Origin of the sequence: Streptococcus sp. SK643 (assembly GCF_000259505.1) — a bacterium.
Lineage (GTDB): Bacteria > Bacillota > Bacilli > Lactobacillales > Streptococcaceae > Streptococcus.
In genome coordinates, this window is sequence record NZ_AJMM01000008.1 from 65,342 (window position 1) to 84,252 (window position 18,911).

At 38.7% G+C, this 18,911-nt stretch carries 20 protein-coding genes; 15 read left to right on the forward strand and 5 right to left on the reverse strand.

Annotation, left to right across the window (positions count from 1 at the left end; genetic code table 11):
• Window positions 1-65 precede the first annotated feature (65 nt).
• From HMPREF1117_RS04950 to HMPREF1117_RS04970, 5 genes are all read left to right on the forward strand, one after another.
• Entirely contained in the window at window positions 66-908 is an 843-nt protein-coding gene (locus tag HMPREF1117_RS04950) for an aldo/keto reductase (protein WP_000878684.1), read from the forward strand.
• 272 nt (window positions 909-1,180) lie between these two features.
• Window positions 1,181-1,942 carry a hypothetical protein gene (locus tag HMPREF1117_RS04955; RefSeq protein WP_000427250.1) on the forward strand — a complete coding sequence of 254 codons (762 nt, stop codon included), beginning with the start codon at window positions 1,181-1,183 and terminating at the stop codon, window positions 1,940-1,942.
• Between the two features lie 192 nt (window positions 1,943-2,134).
• Window positions 2,135-3,052 carry a glycine--tRNA ligase subunit alpha gene (glyQ, locus tag HMPREF1117_RS04960; RefSeq protein ID WP_000038751.1) on the forward strand — a complete coding sequence of 306 codons (918 nt, stop codon included), beginning with the start codon at window positions 2,135-2,137 and terminating at the stop codon, window positions 3,050-3,052.
• A 211-nt stretch (window positions 3,053-3,263) separates the two neighbouring features.
• The gene (gene glyS, locus HMPREF1117_RS04965; protein ID WP_000164750.1) at window positions 3,264-5,300 is read left to right on the forward strand and encodes a glycine--tRNA ligase subunit beta; all 2,037 of its coding nucleotides are present in this window, start codon (window positions 3,264-3,266) and stop codon (window positions 5,298-5,300) included.
• Window positions 5,301-5,342: 42 nt separating this feature from the next.
• Window positions 5,343-5,600 (forward strand): DUF896 family protein, encoded by a 258-nt coding sequence (locus tag HMPREF1117_RS04970; protein ID WP_000371303.1) that lies wholly within the window; start codon window positions 5,343-5,345, stop codon window positions 5,598-5,600.
• 113 nt (window positions 5,601-5,713) lie between these two features.
• Here the strand turns inward: HMPREF1117_RS04970 and HMPREF1117_RS04975 are convergent, their stop codons facing one another.
• From HMPREF1117_RS04975 to HMPREF1117_RS04985, 3 genes are read right to left on the reverse strand one after another with little or no spacing between them, the layout of a single operon-like run.
• Window positions 5,714-6,955 (reverse strand): NAD(P)H-dependent oxidoreductase, encoded by a 1,242-nt coding sequence (locus HMPREF1117_RS04975; protein WP_000673659.1) that lies wholly within the window; start codon window positions 6,953-6,955, stop codon window positions 5,714-5,716.
• An 18-nt stretch (window positions 6,956-6,973) separates the two neighbouring features.
• Window positions 6,974-7,579, reverse strand: coding sequence for an NADPH-dependent FMN reductase (locus HMPREF1117_RS04980; protein ID WP_000915953.1), 606 nt, complete (start codon window positions 7,577-7,579; stop codon window positions 6,974-6,976).
• Between the two features lie 59 nt (window positions 7,580-7,638).
• Entirely contained in the window at window positions 7,639-8,562 is a 924-nt protein-coding gene (locus HMPREF1117_RS04985) for an FAD:protein FMN transferase (RefSeq protein WP_001131395.1), read from the reverse strand.
• 308 nt (window positions 8,563-8,870) lie between these two features.
• On the opposite strand from HMPREF1117_RS04985, the gene nox reads away from it, so the two are divergent.
• From nox to HMPREF1117_RS05010, 5 genes are all read left to right on the forward strand, one after another.
• Complete coding sequence (gene nox, locus HMPREF1117_RS04990; RefSeq protein WP_000036796.1) at window positions 8,871-10,250, forward strand: H2O-forming NADH oxidase; 1,380 nt, start codon at window positions 8,871-8,873, stop codon at window positions 10,248-10,250.
• A gap of 151 nt (window positions 10,251-10,401) precedes the next feature.
• Window positions 10,402-11,277: a pyridoxal 5'-phosphate synthase lyase subunit PdxS gene (pdxS, locus tag HMPREF1117_RS04995; RefSeq protein WP_025171577.1), complete on the forward strand. Its 876-nt coding sequence runs from the start codon at window positions 10,402-10,404 to the stop codon at window positions 11,275-11,277.
• Window positions 11,278-11,859 carry a pyridoxal 5'-phosphate synthase glutaminase subunit PdxT gene (pdxT, locus tag HMPREF1117_RS05000; protein ID WP_000689950.1) on the forward strand — a complete coding sequence of 194 codons (582 nt, stop codon included), beginning with the start codon at window positions 11,278-11,280 and terminating at the stop codon, window positions 11,857-11,859.
• A gap of 559 nt (window positions 11,860-12,418) precedes the next feature.
• Window positions 12,419-13,150 carry an ABC transporter ATP-binding protein gene (locus tag HMPREF1117_RS05005; RefSeq protein ID WP_000247938.1) on the forward strand — a complete coding sequence of 244 codons (732 nt, stop codon included), beginning with the start codon at window positions 12,419-12,421 and terminating at the stop codon, window positions 13,148-13,150.
• 17 nt (window positions 13,151-13,167) lie between these two features.
• Window positions 13,168-14,484 carry a hypothetical protein gene (locus tag HMPREF1117_RS05010; protein WP_000915990.1) on the forward strand — a complete coding sequence of 439 codons (1,317 nt, stop codon included), beginning with the start codon at window positions 13,168-13,170 and terminating at the stop codon, window positions 14,482-14,484.
• Window positions 14,485-14,584: 100 nt separating this feature from the next.
• On the opposite strand, the gene trhA is transcribed toward HMPREF1117_RS05010, so the two are convergent.
• On the reverse strand, window positions 14,585-15,232 hold the full coding sequence (gene trhA, locus HMPREF1117_RS05015) for a PAQR family membrane homeostasis protein TrhA (RefSeq protein ID WP_001097996.1): 648 nt from the start codon (window positions 15,230-15,232) through the stop codon (window positions 14,585-14,587).
• A complete protein-coding gene (locus tag HMPREF1117_RS05020) occupies window positions 15,232-15,675 on the reverse strand; it encodes a DUF1836 domain-containing protein (RefSeq protein WP_000858719.1) in 444 nt (147 codons plus the stop codon). Before HMPREF1117_RS05020 ends, trhA begins: the two co-directional genes overlap by 1 nt.
• A gap of 134 nt (window positions 15,676-15,809) precedes the next feature.
• Between HMPREF1117_RS05020 and HMPREF1117_RS05025 the strand changes: the two genes are divergently transcribed.
• The 5 genes from HMPREF1117_RS05025 (at window position 15,810) to HMPREF1117_RS05045 (ending at window position 18,883) form a co-directional block, all read left to right on the forward strand.
• On the forward strand, window positions 15,810-16,304 hold the full coding sequence (locus HMPREF1117_RS05025; RefSeq protein ID WP_000405852.1) for a GNAT family N-acetyltransferase: 495 nt from the start codon (window positions 15,810-15,812) through the stop codon (window positions 16,302-16,304).
• A complete protein-coding gene (locus tag HMPREF1117_RS05030) occupies window positions 16,304-16,813 on the forward strand; it encodes a methylated-DNA--[protein]-cysteine S-methyltransferase (protein WP_000731182.1) in 510 nt (169 codons plus the stop codon). The genes HMPREF1117_RS05025 and HMPREF1117_RS05030 overlap by 1 nt, the downstream gene beginning before the upstream one ends.
• 12 nt (window positions 16,814-16,825) lie before the next feature.
• Window positions 16,826-17,182, forward strand: a complete 357-nt coding sequence (locus tag HMPREF1117_RS05035) for an arsenate reductase family protein (RefSeq protein WP_000889088.1) — start codon at window positions 16,826-16,828, stop codon at window positions 17,180-17,182.
• A 157-nt stretch (window positions 17,183-17,339) separates the two neighbouring features.
• Window positions 17,340-18,140, forward strand: coding sequence for an amino acid ABC transporter permease (locus HMPREF1117_RS05040; RefSeq protein WP_001103444.1), 801 nt, complete (start codon window positions 17,340-17,342; stop codon window positions 18,138-18,140).
• Window positions 18,140-18,883 carry an amino acid ABC transporter ATP-binding protein gene (locus HMPREF1117_RS05045; RefSeq protein WP_000590981.1) on the forward strand — a complete coding sequence of 248 codons (744 nt, stop codon included), beginning with the start codon at window positions 18,140-18,142 and terminating at the stop codon, window positions 18,881-18,883. Before HMPREF1117_RS05040 ends, HMPREF1117_RS05045 begins: the two co-directional genes overlap by 1 nt.
• The last annotated feature ends 28 nt before the right edge of the window (window positions 18,884-18,911 follow it).

Below are 18,911 nucleotides of genomic sequence, written 5' to 3' on the forward strand. Positions count from 1 at the left end.
CTAAAGAGATTTGTTTTCTTTGAGAACTAATTTCTTTGGATTTTTTTATCCAGAAAGGAAATATGATGAAATACTACACCTTAAATAATGGAGTTTCAATTCCAGTTTTGGGATTTGGAACTTGGAAAGCTGAAAATGGAGAGATTGCATACCAAGCAGTTTTAGAGGCTTTAAAGGCAGGCTATCGGCATATCGATACGGCTGCTATCTATAAAAACGAAGAAAGCGTTGGTCGTGCTATTCAAGATAGTGGCATTCCGAGGGAGGAAATTTTTGTAACCAGTAAACTCTGGAATACAAATCACAACTATGAGCAGACTCGTCAGGCTTTTGAAGAATCTTTGGAGAAACTTGGTTTGGAATATTTGGATTTGTATTTGATTCATTGGCCGAACCCAAAACCGCTCAGAGAAAATGACCAATGGAAAATCCGAAATGCGGAAGTTTGGAGAGCTATGGAAGACCTCTATCAAGAAGGTAAAATACGTGCTATCGGAGTTAGTAATTTTCTTCCCCATCATTTGGCTTCCTTGCTTGAGACAGCACAAATCCTCCCAGCGGTTAACCAAGTTCGTTTGGCACCAGGAGTCTACCAGAAAGAAGTGGTAGACTATTGTAGGAGCAAAGATATTCTATTAGAAGCCTGGGGACCTTTTGGACAAGGAGAATTATTTGATAAGGAAGAGGTAAAAGAAATTGCAGCTAGACATGGAAAATCTGTAGCTCAAATTGCACTAGCTTGGAGTTTGGCAGAAGGATTTTTACCGCTTCCAAAATCTATCACAGCAACTGGTATTCAGGCTAATCTTGATTGCTTTGGAATTGAACTTAGTCAGGAAGAGCGAGAAACCCTAAAAACGATAGCTGTTCAGTCGGGTGCTCCAAGAGTTGATGACATGGATTTCTAGAAAATCATAAAAAGAATTGTACATCTGTTTGTTTTTTGCTATAATAGTCAACAGGAAAGAAAGTCTTATGGCGTTCTTGAAGCGAGCTTGGGATAGTGGGAGCCAAGTAGGGCAAAATAAAGAACTGGCGCTTTCTGTCGTATTTTCAAAATCAATGAAGTAATAAATTAGGGTGGAACCGCGTTTCTGACGCCCCTAGGTTAAATCAACCTAGGATTGTCGGACGCGGTTCTTTCGCTTATTCAGTCTATTATGTGAAAGAAAGGAGAGACGTGGAAAACTTTTATCTTGTAAAAGACGATAGTCAACTAGCTGCATTTCGAGATTTTGTAGTAAGAAATACTGAAAAGTTGAAAGATTATCAATCTTTTTTAAAAAATGAACTTGCAGTCTGTGATTTACCGCAAGCCGTTATTTGGTCAAGTTTTAATGCTGCCACACAGATTATTAGGGAAAGTGCTGTTCCAGCCTATACAAATAATAGACGAATGGTTATGACGCCTGATTTAGCTGTTTGGAAAGAGTTGTATTTGTATCAGTTGATGGACTACGAGTGTTCTCAGCAAACTCAAGCAATAGAAAGTCACTATCATTCTTTATCTGAAAATTTTCTCTTACAGATTGTAGGACATGAGTTAGCTCATTGGTCGGAGCATTTTTTAGATGATTTTGATGATTACGACTCTTATATCTGGTTCGAAGAGGGGATGGTTGAATATATTAGTCGCAAGTATTTCTTAACAGAAGAGGAATTTCAAGCGGAAAAAATTTGTAATCAATCTCTCGTAGAACTTTTTCAGAAGAAGTATGGTTGGCATTCATTGAATGATTTTGATTCTTCGACTTATGATAAGAATTATGCAAGTATTTTTTACGAATACTGGCGTAGTTTTTTGACAATAGATAAGTTGGTAGAAAATCTAGGTAGTGTACAAGCGGTTTTCGATTCTTATCATTTATGGGCAAATACAGATAAAACTCTTCCCTTGTTAAATTGGTTTGTTCAGCAGAAATTAATTGAAAAAGAAATATAAAAACTAAAGGAGTAAACAATGTCTAAAAAATTGACATTTCACTGCGTCAGTGGCAGAGACCTCCTTACAGTCGGGCTGCCCCACGCTCAACACTAGAGTGCCTGAGCTAGACGCAGTACTAACTCGTCTTGCCTCGTATGATCGACGAGGCAGACTCGTGTCGCAAGTAATTTATATAAAAAGGAGTAAATAATGTCTAAAAAATTGACTTTCCAGGAAATCATCCTTACTTTGCAACAATTTTGGAATGACCAAGGTTGTATGCTTATGCAGGCTTATGACAATGAAAAAGGTGCGGGAACAATGAGTCCTTACACTTTCCTTCGTGCTATCGGTCCTGAGCCATGGAATGCGGCTTATGTAGAACCATCACGTCGTCCTGCTGACGGTCGTTACGGGGAAAACCCGAACCGTCTTTACCAACACCACCAATTCCAAGTGGTCATGAAGCCTTCTCCATCAAATATTCAAGAACTTTACCTTGAGTCTTTGGAAAAATTGGGAATCAATCCTATGGAACATGATATTCGTTTTGTTGAGGATAACTGGGAAAATCCATCAACTGGTTCAGCAGGTCTGGGTTGGGAAGTTTGGCTTGATGGGATGGAAATTACTCAGTTCACTTATTTCCAACAAGTCGGTGGTTTGGCAACTGGCCCTGTGACGGCGGAAGTTACTTATGGTTTGGAACGTTTGGCTTCTTACATCCAAGAGGTTGACTCTGTTTACGATATTGAGTGGGCTGATGGTGTAAAATACGGAGAAATCTTCATCCAGCCTGAGTACGAGCACTCAAAATATTCATTTGAAATTTCAGATCAAGAAATGTTGCTGGAAAACTTTGATAAGTTTGAAAAAGAGGCTGGTCGTGCTTTGGAAGAAGGATTAGTGCACCCTGCCTATGACTATGTTCTCAAATGTTCACATACCTTTAACCTGCTTGATGCGCGTGGTGCCGTATCTGTAACAGAGCGCGCAGGCTATATCGCTCGTATTCGTAACCTAGCCCGTGTCGTAGCCAAAACCTTTGTGGCAGAGCGCAAACGCCTAGGCTACCCACTTTTAGATGAAGAAACACGAGCTAAACTCTTAGCAGAAGACGCAGAATAAAGAGAGTGACAAATTACGAAAATGGGCGAACAGTGTGAGCCCTGAACCAGTTGCCGCAGTGATTAAGGTATCCTTAGTGAAGCTAAGGATACTAGGCAAAATTGGAGACTTTGGGCTCCAATTTTAGCAATGAAACAACGAAGTTGGTTGCTTGCGTGCCAATCACATAAGGCAAACTGGAAAATAAAAAGATACTTTTCGGAGAAAAAACATGACAAAAAACTTATTAGTAGAACTCGGTCTTGAAGAATTACCAGCCTATGTTGTCACACCAAGTGAAAAACAACTAGGCGAAAAAATGGCAGCCTTCCTCAAGGAGAACCGTCTGTCTTTTGAAGCTATTCAGACCTTCTCAACACCACGTCGTTTGGCTGTTCGTGTAACTGGTTTATCAGACAAACAGGCTGATTTGACAGAAGATTTCAAGGGTCCAGCAAAGAAAATCGCCTTGGATAGTGATGGAAACTTCACCAAAGCAGCTCAAGGATTTGTCCGTGGGAAAGGCTTGACTGTTGAAGATATCGAATTCCGTGAAATCAAGGGTGAAGAATATGTCTATGTCACTAAGGAAGAAATTGGTCAACCAGTTGAATCTATCATTCCTGGTGTTGTGGATGTCTTGAAGTCACTGACTTTCCCTGTCAGCATGCACTGGGCTGGTAATAGCTTTGAGTATATTCGTCCTGTTCACACTTTAACCGTTCTTTTGGACGAGCAAGAATTTGATTTGGATTTCCTTGATATCAAGGGTGATCGTGTCAGCCGTGGTCATCGTTTCTTGGGACAAGAAACTAAGATTCAGTCAGCATTGAGCTATGAAGAAGACCTTCGTGCACAGTTTGTAATCGCAGATCCACGTGAACGTGAGCAAATGATTGTTGACCAAATTAAGGAAATTGAGGCAAAACATGGTGTAGGTATTGAAATTGATGCGGATTTGCTGAACGAAGTCTTGAACTTGGTTGAATACCCAACTGCCTTTATGGGAAGTTTTGATGCCAAATACCTTGACGTTCCAGAAGAAGTTTTAGTCACTTCGATGAAGGAACACCAACGTTACTTTGTTGTCCGTGATCAAGATGGCAAACTCTTGCCAAACTTTATTTCAGTCCGTAACGGAAACGCAGAGCATTTGGAAAATGTCATTAAAGGAAATGAAAAAGTCTTAGTAGCTCGCTTAGAAGACGGTGAATTCTTCTGGCGTGAAGACCAAAAATTGGTGATTTCTGACCTTGTTGAAAAATTAAACAATGTCACTTTCCACGAGAAGATTGGTTCCCTTCGTGAACACATGATTCGTACGGGTCAGATTGCTGTACTTTTGGCAGAAAAAGCAGGTTTATCAGCTGATGAAACAGTTGACCTAGCTCGTGCAGCTGCTATTTACAAGTTTGACTTGTTGACAGGTATGGTTGGTGAATTTGACGAGCTCCAAGGAATTATGGGTGAGAAATATGCTCTTCTTGCTGGTGAAACTTCAGCAGTGGCAGCTGCTATTCGTGAACACTACATGCCTACATCAGCCGAAGGAGAACTTCCAGAGAGCAAGGTAGGTGCAGTGCTTGCTATTGCAGACAAATTGGATACGATTTTGAGTTTCTTCTCAGTAGGCTTGATTCCATCAGGTTCTAATGACCCTTATGCCCTTCGTCGCGCGACTCAAGGTGTGGTTCGTATCTTGGATGCCTTTGGTTGGCACATTGCTATGGATGAGCTGATCGATAGCCTTTATGATTTGAAATTCGACAGCTTGACTTATGAAAATAAGACAGAGGTTATGGACTTTATCAAGGCTCGTGTTGATAAGATGATGGGCTCTACTCCAAAAGATATCAAGGAAGCCGTTCTTGCAGGATCAAACTTTGTTGTGGCGGATATGTTGGAAGCAGCAAGTGCTCTCGTAGAAGCAAGCAAGGAAGAAGACTTCAAACCATCTGTTGAATCACTTTCTCGTGCCTTTAACTTGGCTGAGAAGGCAGAAGGAGTTGCTACAGTTGATTCAGCACTTTTTGAAAATGACCAAGAAAAAGCTTTGGCAGAAGCAGTAGAAACACTTGTATTATCAGGTTCTGCAAGTCAGCAATTGAAGCAACTCTTTGCGCTTAGTCCACTTATTGATAATTTCTTTGAGAATACCATGGTAATGGCAGAAGATCAGGCTGTTCGTCAAAATCGTTTGGCTATCTTGTCTCATTTAACCCAAAAAGCAGCTAAACTTGCACGTTTTAACCAAATCAATACCAAATAAAATCTGTTAAACGGATAAAATCTTATCATAAAGGAGAGAAACATGGATCCTAAAAAACTTGATCGTATTAACGAGCTTGCTAAAAAGAAAAAAACAGAAGGCTTGACCCCAGAAGAAAAAGTAGAACAAGCCAAACTACGTGAGGAGTACATCGAAGGTTATCGTCGTTCTGTTCGCCATCACATTGAAGGAATTAAAATTGTGGATGAAGAAGGAAACGATGTTACACCAGAAAAACTACGCCAAGTCCAACGTGAAAAAGGTTTACATGGCCGTAGTCTCGATGATCCAAATTCATAATAAATATTCTTTCTTTTAACAAAGATAGATGAAATAATAATCAAAAGACTAGCAGTTTGTGTTTGCTAGTCTTTTTGGCTCTAAAAAAGGAACCAAGATGGTTCCTAAAATGATTAGTTACTTGCACCAGATGTAGCGTCTGCACCACCACCGTGGCCTCCAGCATCACCTGCATCAGAAGCTCCAGATGTAGCATCTGCATCGCCGTGACCATGTCCACCAGCAGAAGCAGCATTTCCACCAACTAGACGTTGACCAGTTGTTTCTAAGTACCAATCAAGCCATGGTTGGAAATTAAAGATAATTTCATTAATTCCAGCATATGAGCCATCTGGATAGTACATTGCTTTATAGTTATGAGTATTAATTACACCTTCTGGTTGTCCCGGAACAATTGTACGAACATACTCTTGATCACCATTACGTAATACGCCTACAACCCACTCAACGTTTTTCATTCTTGCAGGTGGTAGAGAAGCATGTACTGTTCCTAGTCGGCTACCTGCTTGAACTCGCACACGTTTACCATACATAGTGTTTGGATCTTGGTGGGCGTTATTGTAGTACAAGAATTGGTTATTATCATCCGCATATGTCAACTCAAATGGCATTGCTTTCAAGAACATATCAATTTGGTTAACTGTTAAGATACCGTGGTCTAATTTAACGTAAGTATCTCCAGAAACAGCTCCAACGAGCTCAGCTGCTTTTTCTACCCATTCAGGATCATCAGGGTCAACTCCTTGAATGGTAGTTGCGATTGGATTTGTACAATATAAATCTTCTGGTGCGATTGGTTTTGGTTTTTTCAATTTTGAAACGACTCCCACATATTTTACAAAGTTGTCTAAACATGTTGCAAGGAAATTAATAGTTCCTTCATTTGTGATATTCCCATTAACATCAAAAGCTTCTTTAGCTTTACCGAGAAGGAATTCATTTCCTGGAAGAGTATAGGCATTGACACCTGGAGCGTCAAGAATCTTACGAAGGTGAACCTGGGCACGAGAAGTACCTTGGTCGTAGTAAGAAGCACCTACAATCATGACTGGCTTGTTTTCAAATGGATGAACTTCGTATGAAAGCCATTCTAGAACAGATTTTAGGGAAGCTGAGATTGTATGGTTGTGCTCAGGAGTAGCGATGATAACACCATCAGCACGAGTAATTTTATTATATAAATAACGTAATTGGAAACTTTCATCCCATTTTTCGTCTTGGTTAAACATTGGAACTTCATCAATTTCAAGAACTTCTAATTCGAATTTAAGTTTGAAGTGACGACGGATAAATTCCAAGAGTTTACGGTTATATGATTGATCGTAGTTTGATCCTACAAGTCCAACAAATTTCATTCTTTTTGGTCTCCTATCTTACAAATTTTCCCAGTCAAAGTCTTCAGCATCTTTGCGAAGTAGTTCTTGTGCGTTACGCAATTTTTCTGTGATTTTTACAAAGATACGGAAGTCGTCAAAAGTGGCATCCAATTTTTTGATAACATCAAGATCCACAAGATCACCACTTGGGGTGAAGGCTTGAAGAGAATGTGAAAGCAAGAATTCATCTGGAAGGACACTTGCTTTAATTTCTGGAGCATTCAAGATTTGACGAAGTTGTAATTGGGCACGTGATGAACCAAGCGTACCATATGAAGCACCTGTAATCATGATTGGTTTGTTCAAGAGTGGATAAATACCATAAGACAACCAAGCAAGAGCGCTCATTAAAACAGCTGGGATAGAGTGGTCATATTCAGGAGTACCGATAATAACGCCATCTGCATCTTCAATTTTAGCAGCAATTTCTAAAATTTCAACAGGTACTTGCTTGTCGGCTGGTTTATTGAAGACAGGAATGTCTTTAATTTCAACAAGTTCAATTTCAGCTTTTTCAGCAAAGTGTTTTTGCATGTATTGAAGCAATTGGCGGTTTGTAGAACGTTTTGAATTTGTTCCAACAATAGCAATAAGTTTTAACATGAGATTTCCTTTCTCTTTTTACATAATACGATTTTAAAACTCCATTGAAACATCTATTTCTATAGAGTTGGAATTCCTGAAGAACAGCTTAGGTGACCTTCCTTATCGATGAGGATAGCTTCGATGCCCTCCAAACTTTCGACTTGCCAGAGGATGGAAGCAGGTCTTTCTCCAAAGAGTCGAGTTGTCCATATTTCACCATCGACTGACTTATCAGAGATAATTGTGAGACTAGCAAGTTCCGTTTCAATAGGATATCCTGTTTGGCTGTCAAAAATATGATGGTAATCTTTTCCATCGACAGTCAGGTGACGTTCATAAATGCCTGAAGTTACGACAGATTTATTGACAACAGGGATGGTCATTAAGTGATTTCCCCTCGGATTGGCTGGGTCTTGAATCCCTATCTGCCAAGCTTGATTTCCTCTTGCCTGATTTTTTCCAATGGTTAGGATGTTTCCTCCAAGATTGATCAAGGCAGAAGTCACTCCCTCTTCTCTTAGAAATTGGGCAACCTTATCCGCACTATAACCCTTGGCTAAACAACCAAGATCGATCTTCATTCCTTTCTGTTTTAAAAACACAGTAGAAGTAGAAGAATCTAACTCGATAAAATGAGGATTGATTAAAGGTAGCACAGATTCAATTTCTTGAGGTTGGGCCACTTTGGCATCTGAAAAACCGATGCGCCAGGTTTGAATCAAGGGACCAATGCTGATATTGAGATGGCTAGAGGGTGCTAGGCTATGCTCTAATCCGATTGAAATCAGCTCAAACAGATCTGGATGAACTTTGACTGGAGTTATTCCAGCTTGATAATTGATCTCCATCAACTCAGATTCTGGGCTATTGGCATTGAAGCGGTATTCTAACTCTTTGAGCAAATCAAAGGATTTTTGGAGCAAGATATCGGCTCGCTCATCTACTAATGAAATAGTGATAGTAGTCCCCATTAGCCTTTCAGAATGTGAACTAAGAGGCAAGCTACCAACTCCTTTCTCTTATGAAAAGAAGGTTGAAATATTGTAAATTTATATTAAATTTAATCCCTTACATTTTCTTTCCATAGTACTAGCATATCATAAAGTCAGCGTTTTCACAAATAAAATTTGTAAAGTTGTCAAGAAATATGCTCAGAAAATAAAGAGTAATTGTAAGAAAGGCTGATAAAATACAGATTATTTACATTTTTTTACAAAAAAATCGGGAAAATTAGCAAAACCCTTGTAAACGCTAACAGTAAATGTTATACTAGAAGAGTAAATTTAAAATTGAAGGTAGGAATTTTTCTATGAGTAAAATCGTTGTAGTTGGTGCTAACCACGCTGGTACAGCATGTATTAATACTATGTTGGATAATTTTGGCAATGAGAACGAAATCGTTGTATTTGACCAAAACTCTAACATCTCTTTCCTAGGATGTGGAATGGCCCTTTGGATTGGTGAACAAATTGATGGTCCTGAAGGCTTGTTCTATTCTGATAAAGAAAAATTGGAAGCAAAAGGTGCCAAAGTATACATGAACTCACCAGTTCTTTCAATCGACTATGATAACAAAGTAGTTACAGCAGAAGTTGAAGGAAAAGAGCACAAAGAATCATACGAGAAATTGATTTTCGCTACAGGTTCTACACCAATCTTGCCACCAATCGAAGGTGTTGAAATTGTTAAAGGAAACCGCGAATTTAAAGCAACTCTTGACAATGTACAATTCGTGAAATTGTACCAAAATGCTGAAGAAGTGATTCACAAATTGGCTGATAAGAGTCAAAATCTTGACCGTATTGCTGTTGTTGGTGGTGGTTACATCGGTGTTGAACTTGCTGAAGCCTTTGAACGTCTTGGAAAAGAAGTTGTCCTTGTTGATATCGTTGATACTGTCTTGAACGGCTACTATGATAAAGACTTCACACAAATGATGGCCAAGAACTTGGAAGATCACAATATCCGCTTGGCTCTAGGTCAAACTGTTAAAGCAATCGAAGGTGACGGTAAAGTTGAACGCTTGATTACTGATAAAGAAACTTTCGATGTGGATATGGTTATCCTTGCAGTTGGTTTCCGTCCAAACACTGCCCTTGCTGATGGTAAGATTGAACTCTTCCGCAACGGTGCCTTCCTTGTAGACAAGAAACAAGAAACATCACTTCCAGGTGTATTTGCAGTTGGTGACTGTGCAACTGTCTATGATAATGCTCGTAAAGAAACTAGCTACATTGCGCTTGCTTCAAACGCTGTACGTACTGGTATCGTTGGTGCCTACAATGCTTGTGGCCATGAATTGGAAGGAATCGGTGTGCAAGGATCAAATGGTATCTCAATTTACGGACTTCACATGGTTTCAACTGGTTTGACTCTTGAAAAGGCAAAAGCTGCTGGTTACAATGCAACTGAAACAGGCTTTAACGATCTACAAAAACCAGAATTCATGAAACATGATAACCATGAAGTAGCGATTAAGATTGTCTTTGACAAAGATAGTCGTGAAATTCTTGGTGCCCAAATGGTTTCACATGATATTGCAATTAGCATGGGAATCCACATGTTCTCGCTTGCTATCCAAGAACATGTAACAATTGAAAAATTGGCCTTGACAGACCTCTTCTTCTTGCCACACTTCAACAAACCATACAACTATATCACAATGGCTGCTCTTACAGCTGAAAAATAATATTTAATGAACTATCTGGCCTTCACTGAAGACCAGATAGTTTTTTAGTCAATTTGTACCCATACAATTATTGTTTTTTTATCTTGTGATTCATTCTAATCTGACTTAAAATGAAATGGTAGCTACCAATACAAATGATGAGGATAAAGAAATGACTGAAAATCGTTATGAATTAAATAAAAATTTAGCACAAATGCTTAAAGGTGGCGTTATCATGGATGTTCAAAATCCTGAACAAGCCCGTATTGCTGAAGCTGCTGGTGCGGCAGCTGTTATGGCCTTGGAGCGGATTCCAGCTGATATTCGTGCAGCTGGTGGAGTTTCTCGCATGAGCGATCCAAAGATGATTAAGGAAATCCAAGATGCGGTTAGTATTCCAGTCATGGCCAAGGTTAGAATTGGACATTTTGTGGAAGCTCAAATTCTTGAAGCTATTGAGATTGACTACATCGATGAGAGTGAGGTTTTATCTCCAGCTGACGACCGTTTCCATGTGGATAAGAAAGAATTTCAAGTTCCTTTTGTTTGTGGTGCTAAAGACTTGGGTGAAGCCTTGCGTCGTATAGCTGAAGGTGCTTCTATGATTCGTACTAAAGGAGAACCGGGTACGGGGGATATCGTCCAAGCTGTACGTCATATGCGTATGATGAATCAGGAAATTCGTCGCATTCAAAATCTACGTGAGGACGAACTGTATGTTGCTGCCAAGGACTTGCAAGTCCCTGTAGAATTGGTTCAATATGTCCATGAGCATGGAAAATTACCAGTTGTAAACTTCGCAGCTGGAGGCGTTGCAACGCCAGCTGATGCAGCCCTCATGATGCAACTAGGGGCTGAGGGTGTCTTTGTTGGCTCTGGTATTTTCAAATCAGGAGATCCAGTAAAACGGGCAAGTGCTATTGTCAAGGCTGTTACTAATTATCGCAATCCAAAAATTCTAGCTGAAATCTCTGAAGACCTTGGGGAAGCTATGGTTGGAATTAATGAGAATGAGATTCAAATCCTCATGGCAGAGCGAGGCAAATAGATGAAAATCGGAATCCTGGCTCTACAAGGTGCTTTTGCAGAACATGCAAAAGTGCTAGATCGATTAGATGTCGAGAGTGTTGAAATCAGAAATTTAGAAGATTTTCAGCAAGATCAGAATGACTTGTCAGGTTTGATATTACCTGGTGGGGAATCTACAACCATGGGCAAGCTCTTACGTGACCAGAACATGTTGATTCCCATCCGAGAAGCCATTCTATCTGGTTTACCAGCCTTTGGAACCTGTGCTGGCTTGATTTTGCTGGCTAAGGAAATTACTTCTCAGGAAGAGAGTCATCTAGGAACTATGGATATGGTGGTCGAGCGCAATGCCTATGGGCGCCAACTAGGGAGTTTCTATACGGAAGCAGAATGTAAGGGAGTTGGTCAGATTCCAATGACCTTTATCCGTGGTCCAATTATCAGCAGTGTTGGAGAAGATGTAGAAATTCTAGCAAGAGTTGATAATCAAATCGTTGCAGCCCAAGAAAAAAATATGCTGGTAACTTCTTTTCATCCGGAATTGACTGATGATGTGCGCTTGCACCAGTACTTTATCAATATGTGTAAAGAAAAAAGATAGTAAAAAAGCGCAAAAAATCACTTCCTGCGCTATACTGTAATTGAAATTTTTTTAGTTTTTGCGTTAGAACTGTTTCCTCAGTCCTAGCGCCTTTTCTTTTTGATAAGTATGCTTGGTGGAGAGTAGTTTGTAAACGATTCTGAGAATCTTATGAGCACAAGCAATGACGGCTTTCATCTTGCTTCCTCTTTGGGAAATTCGATTGTAAAACTCTAAGCAGGCTCTGCCTGCTTAGAGTTTTACATATGCTACTATCTTTGTTATAGCTAACTTAAATTCTCATTTATTAAGTATACCTAAGTTTTATGTTTAAATTTTGTATAGAATAGTTGTATCACTTAACAAAGCTATGTTTACGCTTTCAATCAAGTTTCATTTATGATACTATTATGGTAATAGAAAAAATTCTTAGTTCGCTAAAGACCTTTATTCGAGATCCAGAGGAAATAGAAATTTTATCCATTAAAAATACGTTTCATAAGTTACTTACTTGATATTAATAGAATTCCAATATTGTATAATTAAATCAAAGATGACACTGGAATCAGGAGGATTTATTATGGTTAATAATGTAGCTGTTAAAGTCTCAAACCTTTCAAAAGAATTTTTGTTAGGGCAAGACAAAACTGTCTCTATTTTGAAAGATATTTCCTTATCTGTCAATTATGGGGAATTTGTATCAATACTTGGTGTCAGTGGTTCTGGAAAGTCTACTTTGCTAAGTTGCTTATCAAGTTTATCTGAACCAACAAGTGGCGAAGTTGTTATCAATGGTGTAAATCCATATACCTTAAAAGAAGGGAAGCTTGCTAAATTTAGAAGACAAGATATTGCAATAATTTTTCAAAACTATAATCTGGTACCTGCTCTACCTGTACTAGAAAATGTTACACTTTCTCTGAGACTATCAGGAAAGAGTGTTGATAGCAATAAAGTAAAAAAAATGTTGGATAGTTTGAATTTTAAAGCAGAACTATCATCATTAGTTGCTACCTTATCAGGTGGAGAACAGCAAAAAGTGGCTATTACTCGTGCAATAATAGCTGATAGTAAAATTATTTTTGCTGATGAGCCAACAGGAGCTCTGGACAGCGTCTCAAGAAAACTTATATTTGAAACACTTCGTAATTTAGCGAGTCAAGGAAAATGTGTTCTTATGGTCACTCATGATATTGAGTTGGCTTCAAAAACTGACAGAGCACTCATTTTAAAAGACGGAAAAATATCTCGACAAATTATTAAACCTTCAGCTGATGAGCTCTACCAAGCACTTGAAAGTAGTAAAGATTAATTTGAGGAGGATTTATTATGCTAAAATTAATCATTTACCAATTTCAGTACTCAAAAAGACAATGGTTAGGAACAATACCATTACTATTTGTATCTAGCCTGATTGTTGGAACATCTTTATTTGGTATTGCTAGTTCAATAAAGACTGCTAATATTAACGCTTCACAACTTTTTCAAATGCTAATAATTTTTGGCGGGACTACTCTATTTTTCCTTATTTCAAATAATATAAGACTGTTAATAGATATCTTTAAAAAGGATTACCAATTATGGGCTATCTTAGGCGCAAGCAGAACTCAGCTATCTTTATTAGTATCTGGACAGTTTTATTTAATGGCAGTGATTGTTAGTAGTATTGGTACAATACTTTCATTTATCATGGCAGATAGTTACTACAAATTTTTACAAAATTTATTAGGAAGAGATGAGTTACCTGATTTAGTTATTACAGCCAACATTCAATCAATTTTATTGAGTGTTTTTATAGTACCAACAATTGTCGGGATAGGGGCTTACTTTTATTCAAGTCGTATACTTAAAATATCATCAATATTAAAACCAAAAAAGAAAAAAAGAAAAGTTACAGTAACTGGTTTTGTTAACATCTCTGTTCGTTTAATCCTATGGTTACTATGTATAGGTTTGATTGTTTCAGCAGGTTTTAGCAGAAATAAAGAAATAATTTCAACACAGTCAAGCATAATATTATTTTTATTAATTATTCACATCCTTATTATTCAATCACTATCTCCATCAATTCAAGTGTTTCTAATAAAATTTTTAATGAGGATATTTCCAACTGAAAATTATGTAATTAATACAGGCTTTTGGAATCTACTATCCAATCCTAGCTATTTGAAAAGTATACAAACTTCAATGAGCATGGGAGTAACTCTCATTTCTGGGTTTATTCTTTACACCCAAAATATGTATTCATTCATGAATACAGCAAACGGAGTAAACGAAGCAAGAGCTTCCTTTATTGCTTATCTGTCTGCTCCAATTATTCTGATTATTACTAGTTCTATTTCTCTTACAATTTTATCTTCTAATAAAGATATTGAGGACATTAAACAGTTAAAGACACTGGGAGTATCAAGATTACAACTTTTTAAAATACGTATAGGCGAGGCAATAATACATTCGGTGTTAATTTTATTAGTGTCAGTAATTTTCAATTTAATTATTTTAATTTTAGTTAGCCTTATTGGCCAATTTTTAGGCCGTAGTTTAGTAGATATATCAGGTTTCTGGCAACCGAGTCTTATAGTTATTTCTTTGTTAGTTATTTTTTATAGTATTACAAAGGGATTTTATTTATTTCAAGATAGATAAATTGGAATAGTTACTGAACCAAAAAGAACACACTTATTGACATTGAAACCAAAGCAGTACTAAAACTAAAAGGCAAGGATAAAAAACCTTGTCTTTTTTTTTACATGTAATAAACAATGGCAATGTATTGGAGGGCAGATGCTGCTAGGATAAAGAGATGCCAAATCATGTGGAAATAAGGTTTTTTCTTGGCGTAAAAGCCAGCTCCAACTGTATAACAAAGTCCGCCAGTTACCATGAGACTCCAGAAAATGGGCGTTGTTTGACTGATAATGGCAGGAATGATAGCTAGAACCAACCAGCCCATAATCAGGTAAAGAGCAAGGCTAAATTTCTCATTGACTTTTTTAGCAAAGATTTTATAGAGAATACCAAAGATGGTTGTTCCCCATTGGATGGCAATAATCAGATAGCCAAACCAGTTATTCATTAAAGTCAAGACGACGGGCGTGTATGAGCCTGCAATAGCAACATAAATCATCGAATGGTCAATGATTCGCAAGACATATTTGTGGGTTGAACCATAGGCCATAGAGTGATAAATGGTGGATGATAGGAACATGAGAAAGAGACTGATAACGAAAATGGAGACACCGATAGATGATAAAAATCCGTGTGCTTCATAACTATAGGTTGATGAAATGGGGAGTAAGATGAGCATGATGACTGCACCTACGGCATGGGTCACGCTATTAGCAATCTCCTCTCCAAAACTGAGTTGTTTGCTGAGCTTTAGGCTTGTATTCATTAGATTTCCTCCTCTTGAGTATGATGGATTAAGGCTAGGGTTTGATGATAGAGTTTAACGGTTTGGCAGCTGGTTTGGATAATGGGGTTAGCTGGGTCAATTCCGTGGTTCATGTAGTTTACAAAAGCATCGTAGAGTTGGTCTGAACTTGCTTGACTTTGTAGAGTATTAAGTGTCTGGGCTATTTCTTGAATAGAAAAGACAGACTTGAGGGTTGTGATAGCAATCAAACGGGCAATCTGTTGGCGTTGGTATTTTTTTTTGTCAGGCTTTGTCAGGTAACCATGTTTCACATAATTGTTGACCATAGATGCTGTTAGTCCCTTGTCTTTATCAGGAGAAATAGGGGCGCAGACCTGATTGACATAGAGCAAAACCTGGTCCAGATAGAGGTCAATGTTTGGAATTTCTGCCCATTTTGGGTAGGAAAAGGTAGTTTTCATTTTTAACTCCTTTTTATCTAGTTTTAATAACTAGATTATAAAATAACAAAAACAAAAAGTCAAGTTTTAACTGCTTGTGAAAAGGTTTAAATTATGCTATGATGGGAGAAACTAGTCAGAAAAGAGGAGAAAAGATGGAGATTCGTTTAGCTTTTCCAAATGAAGTAGATGCCATTATGCAGGTGATGGAGGAAGCCAAGAAATGTTTAGCAGATGCTGGTAGTGACCAGTGGCAAAATGGCTATCCAAATGCTGATATTATTATTGAGGATATTATCTCAGGTCAAGCCTATGTAGCCTTGGAAGAAGGAGAACTACTAGCCTATGCTGCTGTGACCAAGAGTCCAGAGACAGCCTATGAAGCCATTTATGAAGGAAAATGGCAAGCTGGGGAGTCAGAGTACCTAGTCTTTCACCGTATTGCTGTGGCAGCAGATGTGCAGGGACAAGGAGTTGCTCAAACCTTCTTAGAGGGCTTGATTGAAGGATTTGATTATCTAGATTTTCGCTCAGATACGCATGTTGCAAACAAGGTCATGCAACATATTTTTGAAAAACTTGGTTTTAAACAGGTTGGTAAAGTGCCTGTTGATGGCGAACGCCTGGCCTATCAAAAATTGAAGAAATAATGAAAAAGAAGTACGCAAAAATTCTCTACTCTTCGCCGATTGGCTCCCTTTCTCTCGTAGCTGATAACCAGTATTTGTATGGAATTTGGGTTCAGGAGCAGAAGCATTTTGAGAGGGGGATAGGAGATGAGACGATAGAAGCAGTTGTTAGTCATCCCATTTTAGACCCAGTTATTGCTTGCTTAGATGCTTACTTTAAAGGCAAGTCTCATGATTTATCCGACTTGCCCTTGGCTCCAATCGGGACGGATTTTGAAAAGCGAGTTTGGTCCTATTTACAGAGAATTCCTTATGGTCAGACAGTGACCTATGGACAAATAGCCCAAGACCTGCAAGTTGCTTCTGCTCAAGCAATTGGTGGAGCAGTGGGACGCAATCCTTGGTCTATCCTAGTACCTTGTCATCGTGTGCTCGGCGCAGGCAAGCGTCTGACAGGTTATGCTGCAGGAGTGGAAAAGAAAGCTTGGCTCTTGGAGCATGAAGGCGCAGATTTTAAAGATATAAAATAGAAAGTGAAAGACATGTTAGAATTTATCGAATACCCAAAATGTTCAACTTGTAAAAAAGCAAAACAAGAATTAAACCAACTCGGTGTGGACTACAAAGCTGTTCACATCGTTGAAGAAACACCTAGCCAAGAAGTTATTTTAAACTGGCTAGAAACCTCAGGGTTCGAGCTAAAGCAATTTTTCAACACCAGTGGAATCAAATACCGTGAATTAGGGCTGAAAGATAAGGTAGAAAGTCTGTCAAACCAAGAAGCAGCCGAGTTGCTAGCAAGTGATGGAATGTTGTTAAAACGGCCGATTTTAGTAGAAAATGGAACTGTTAAGCAAATCGGTTATCGAAAACCTTATGAAGAATTGGGATTGAAATAGTTTTTACTTATCTCTTTGATAGATAAAATATATAACCTCCCTGTTTCAAAGTATGATAAACTAGTAGGTAGACAAAGTCTGTATCTGACCGTAGCAAATAATTTCATTGACGGCAGAAGTATGGTAGAATGAATCATTATCAGGAGAGGATGTTTTTATGAATGTTACAACGATTTTAGCATCAGATTGGTACCAAAACTTGATGCAATTGATTCCGGATGGCAAGCTCTTTAGCCTGCGTTCGGTCTTTGATGGGATTCCAAGAATTATCCAACAACTTCCAACAACAATTATGTTGACCATTGGTGGGGCCCTTTTTGGTTTGGTTTTGGCGCTGATTTTTGCCATTGTGAAAATCAATCGTGTCAGAATTTTATATCCCTTGCAGGCCTTCTTTGTTAGTTTCTTAAAGGGGACACCGATTTTGGTGCAACTCATGTTGACCTACTACGGAATTCCTTTGGCTTTGAAAGCCCTCAATCAGCAATGGGGAACTGGTCTCAATATCAATGCGATTCCAGCGGCTGTTTTTGCGATTGTCGCCTTTGCCTTTAATGAGGCAGCCTATGCTAGTGAAACCATTCGTGCAGCCATTCTCTCAGTCAATCCTGGTGAGATTGAGGCGGCACGAAGTCTGGGGATGACCCGAGCACAAGTTTATCGACGAGTGATTATTCCAAATGCGGCCGTTGTGGCGACTCCAACTTTAATCAATTCCCTAATCGGCTTGACCAAGGGAACTTCCCTAGCCTTTAGTGCGGGTGTTGTGGAAGTCTTTGCCCAAGCTCAGATTTTGGGTGGAGCTGATTACCGCTATTTTGAACGCTTTATCTCTGTAGCCCTGGTTTATTGGGTAGTCAATATTGGAATTGAAAGTCTCGGTCGTTTCATCGAGAGAAAAATGGCTATTTCTGCACCTGATACCGTGCAAACAGATGTGAAAGGAGACCTTCGTTAATGATTAAGATTTCGAATTTAAGCAAATCCTTTTCAGGACAGACTGTCTTGGATCATCTGAACTTGGATATCCAAAAAGGGGAAGTTGTAGCCTTGATTGGTTCTTCAGGAGCTGGGAAATCAACCTTCCTTCGCAGTCTCAATTATCTTGAAACACCTGACAGTGGCTCTATTCAGATTGATGATTTTTCAGTCGATTTTTCTAAAATCACTCAAGAAGAAATCCTTGCCCTACGCCGTAAGCTGTCTATGGTTTTCCAACAGTTTAATTTGTTTGAACGCCGCACAGCACTTGATAATGTGAAAGAAGGCTTGCTTGTTGTCAAGAAATTGTCTGATCAAGAAGCGACTAAGATTGCCAAGGAAGAGTTGACTAAGGTTGGGCTTTCTGATCGTGAAAACCATTACCCTCGCCATTTATCAGGTGGACAGAAGCAACGGGTTGCCTTAGCGCGTGCGCTTGCTATGAAACCAGATGTCTTGCTCTTAGACGAACCAACTTCAGCTCTTGACCCAGAATTGGTTGGTGAAGTAGAGAAGTCTATTGCAGATGCTGCTAAGTCAGGACAGACTATGATTTTAGTCAGTCACGATATGTCCTTTGTAGCCCAAGTTGCTGATAAGATTCTCTTCTTAGATAAGGGAAAAATCATTGAATCAGGCACGCCTGATCAAATCATCAACGATCCTAAAGAAGAACGGACAAAAGAATTCTTCTCTAGTTACAAACGAACTTATATTTGATATAATAGATAAGGGAAAACTCAGTTAG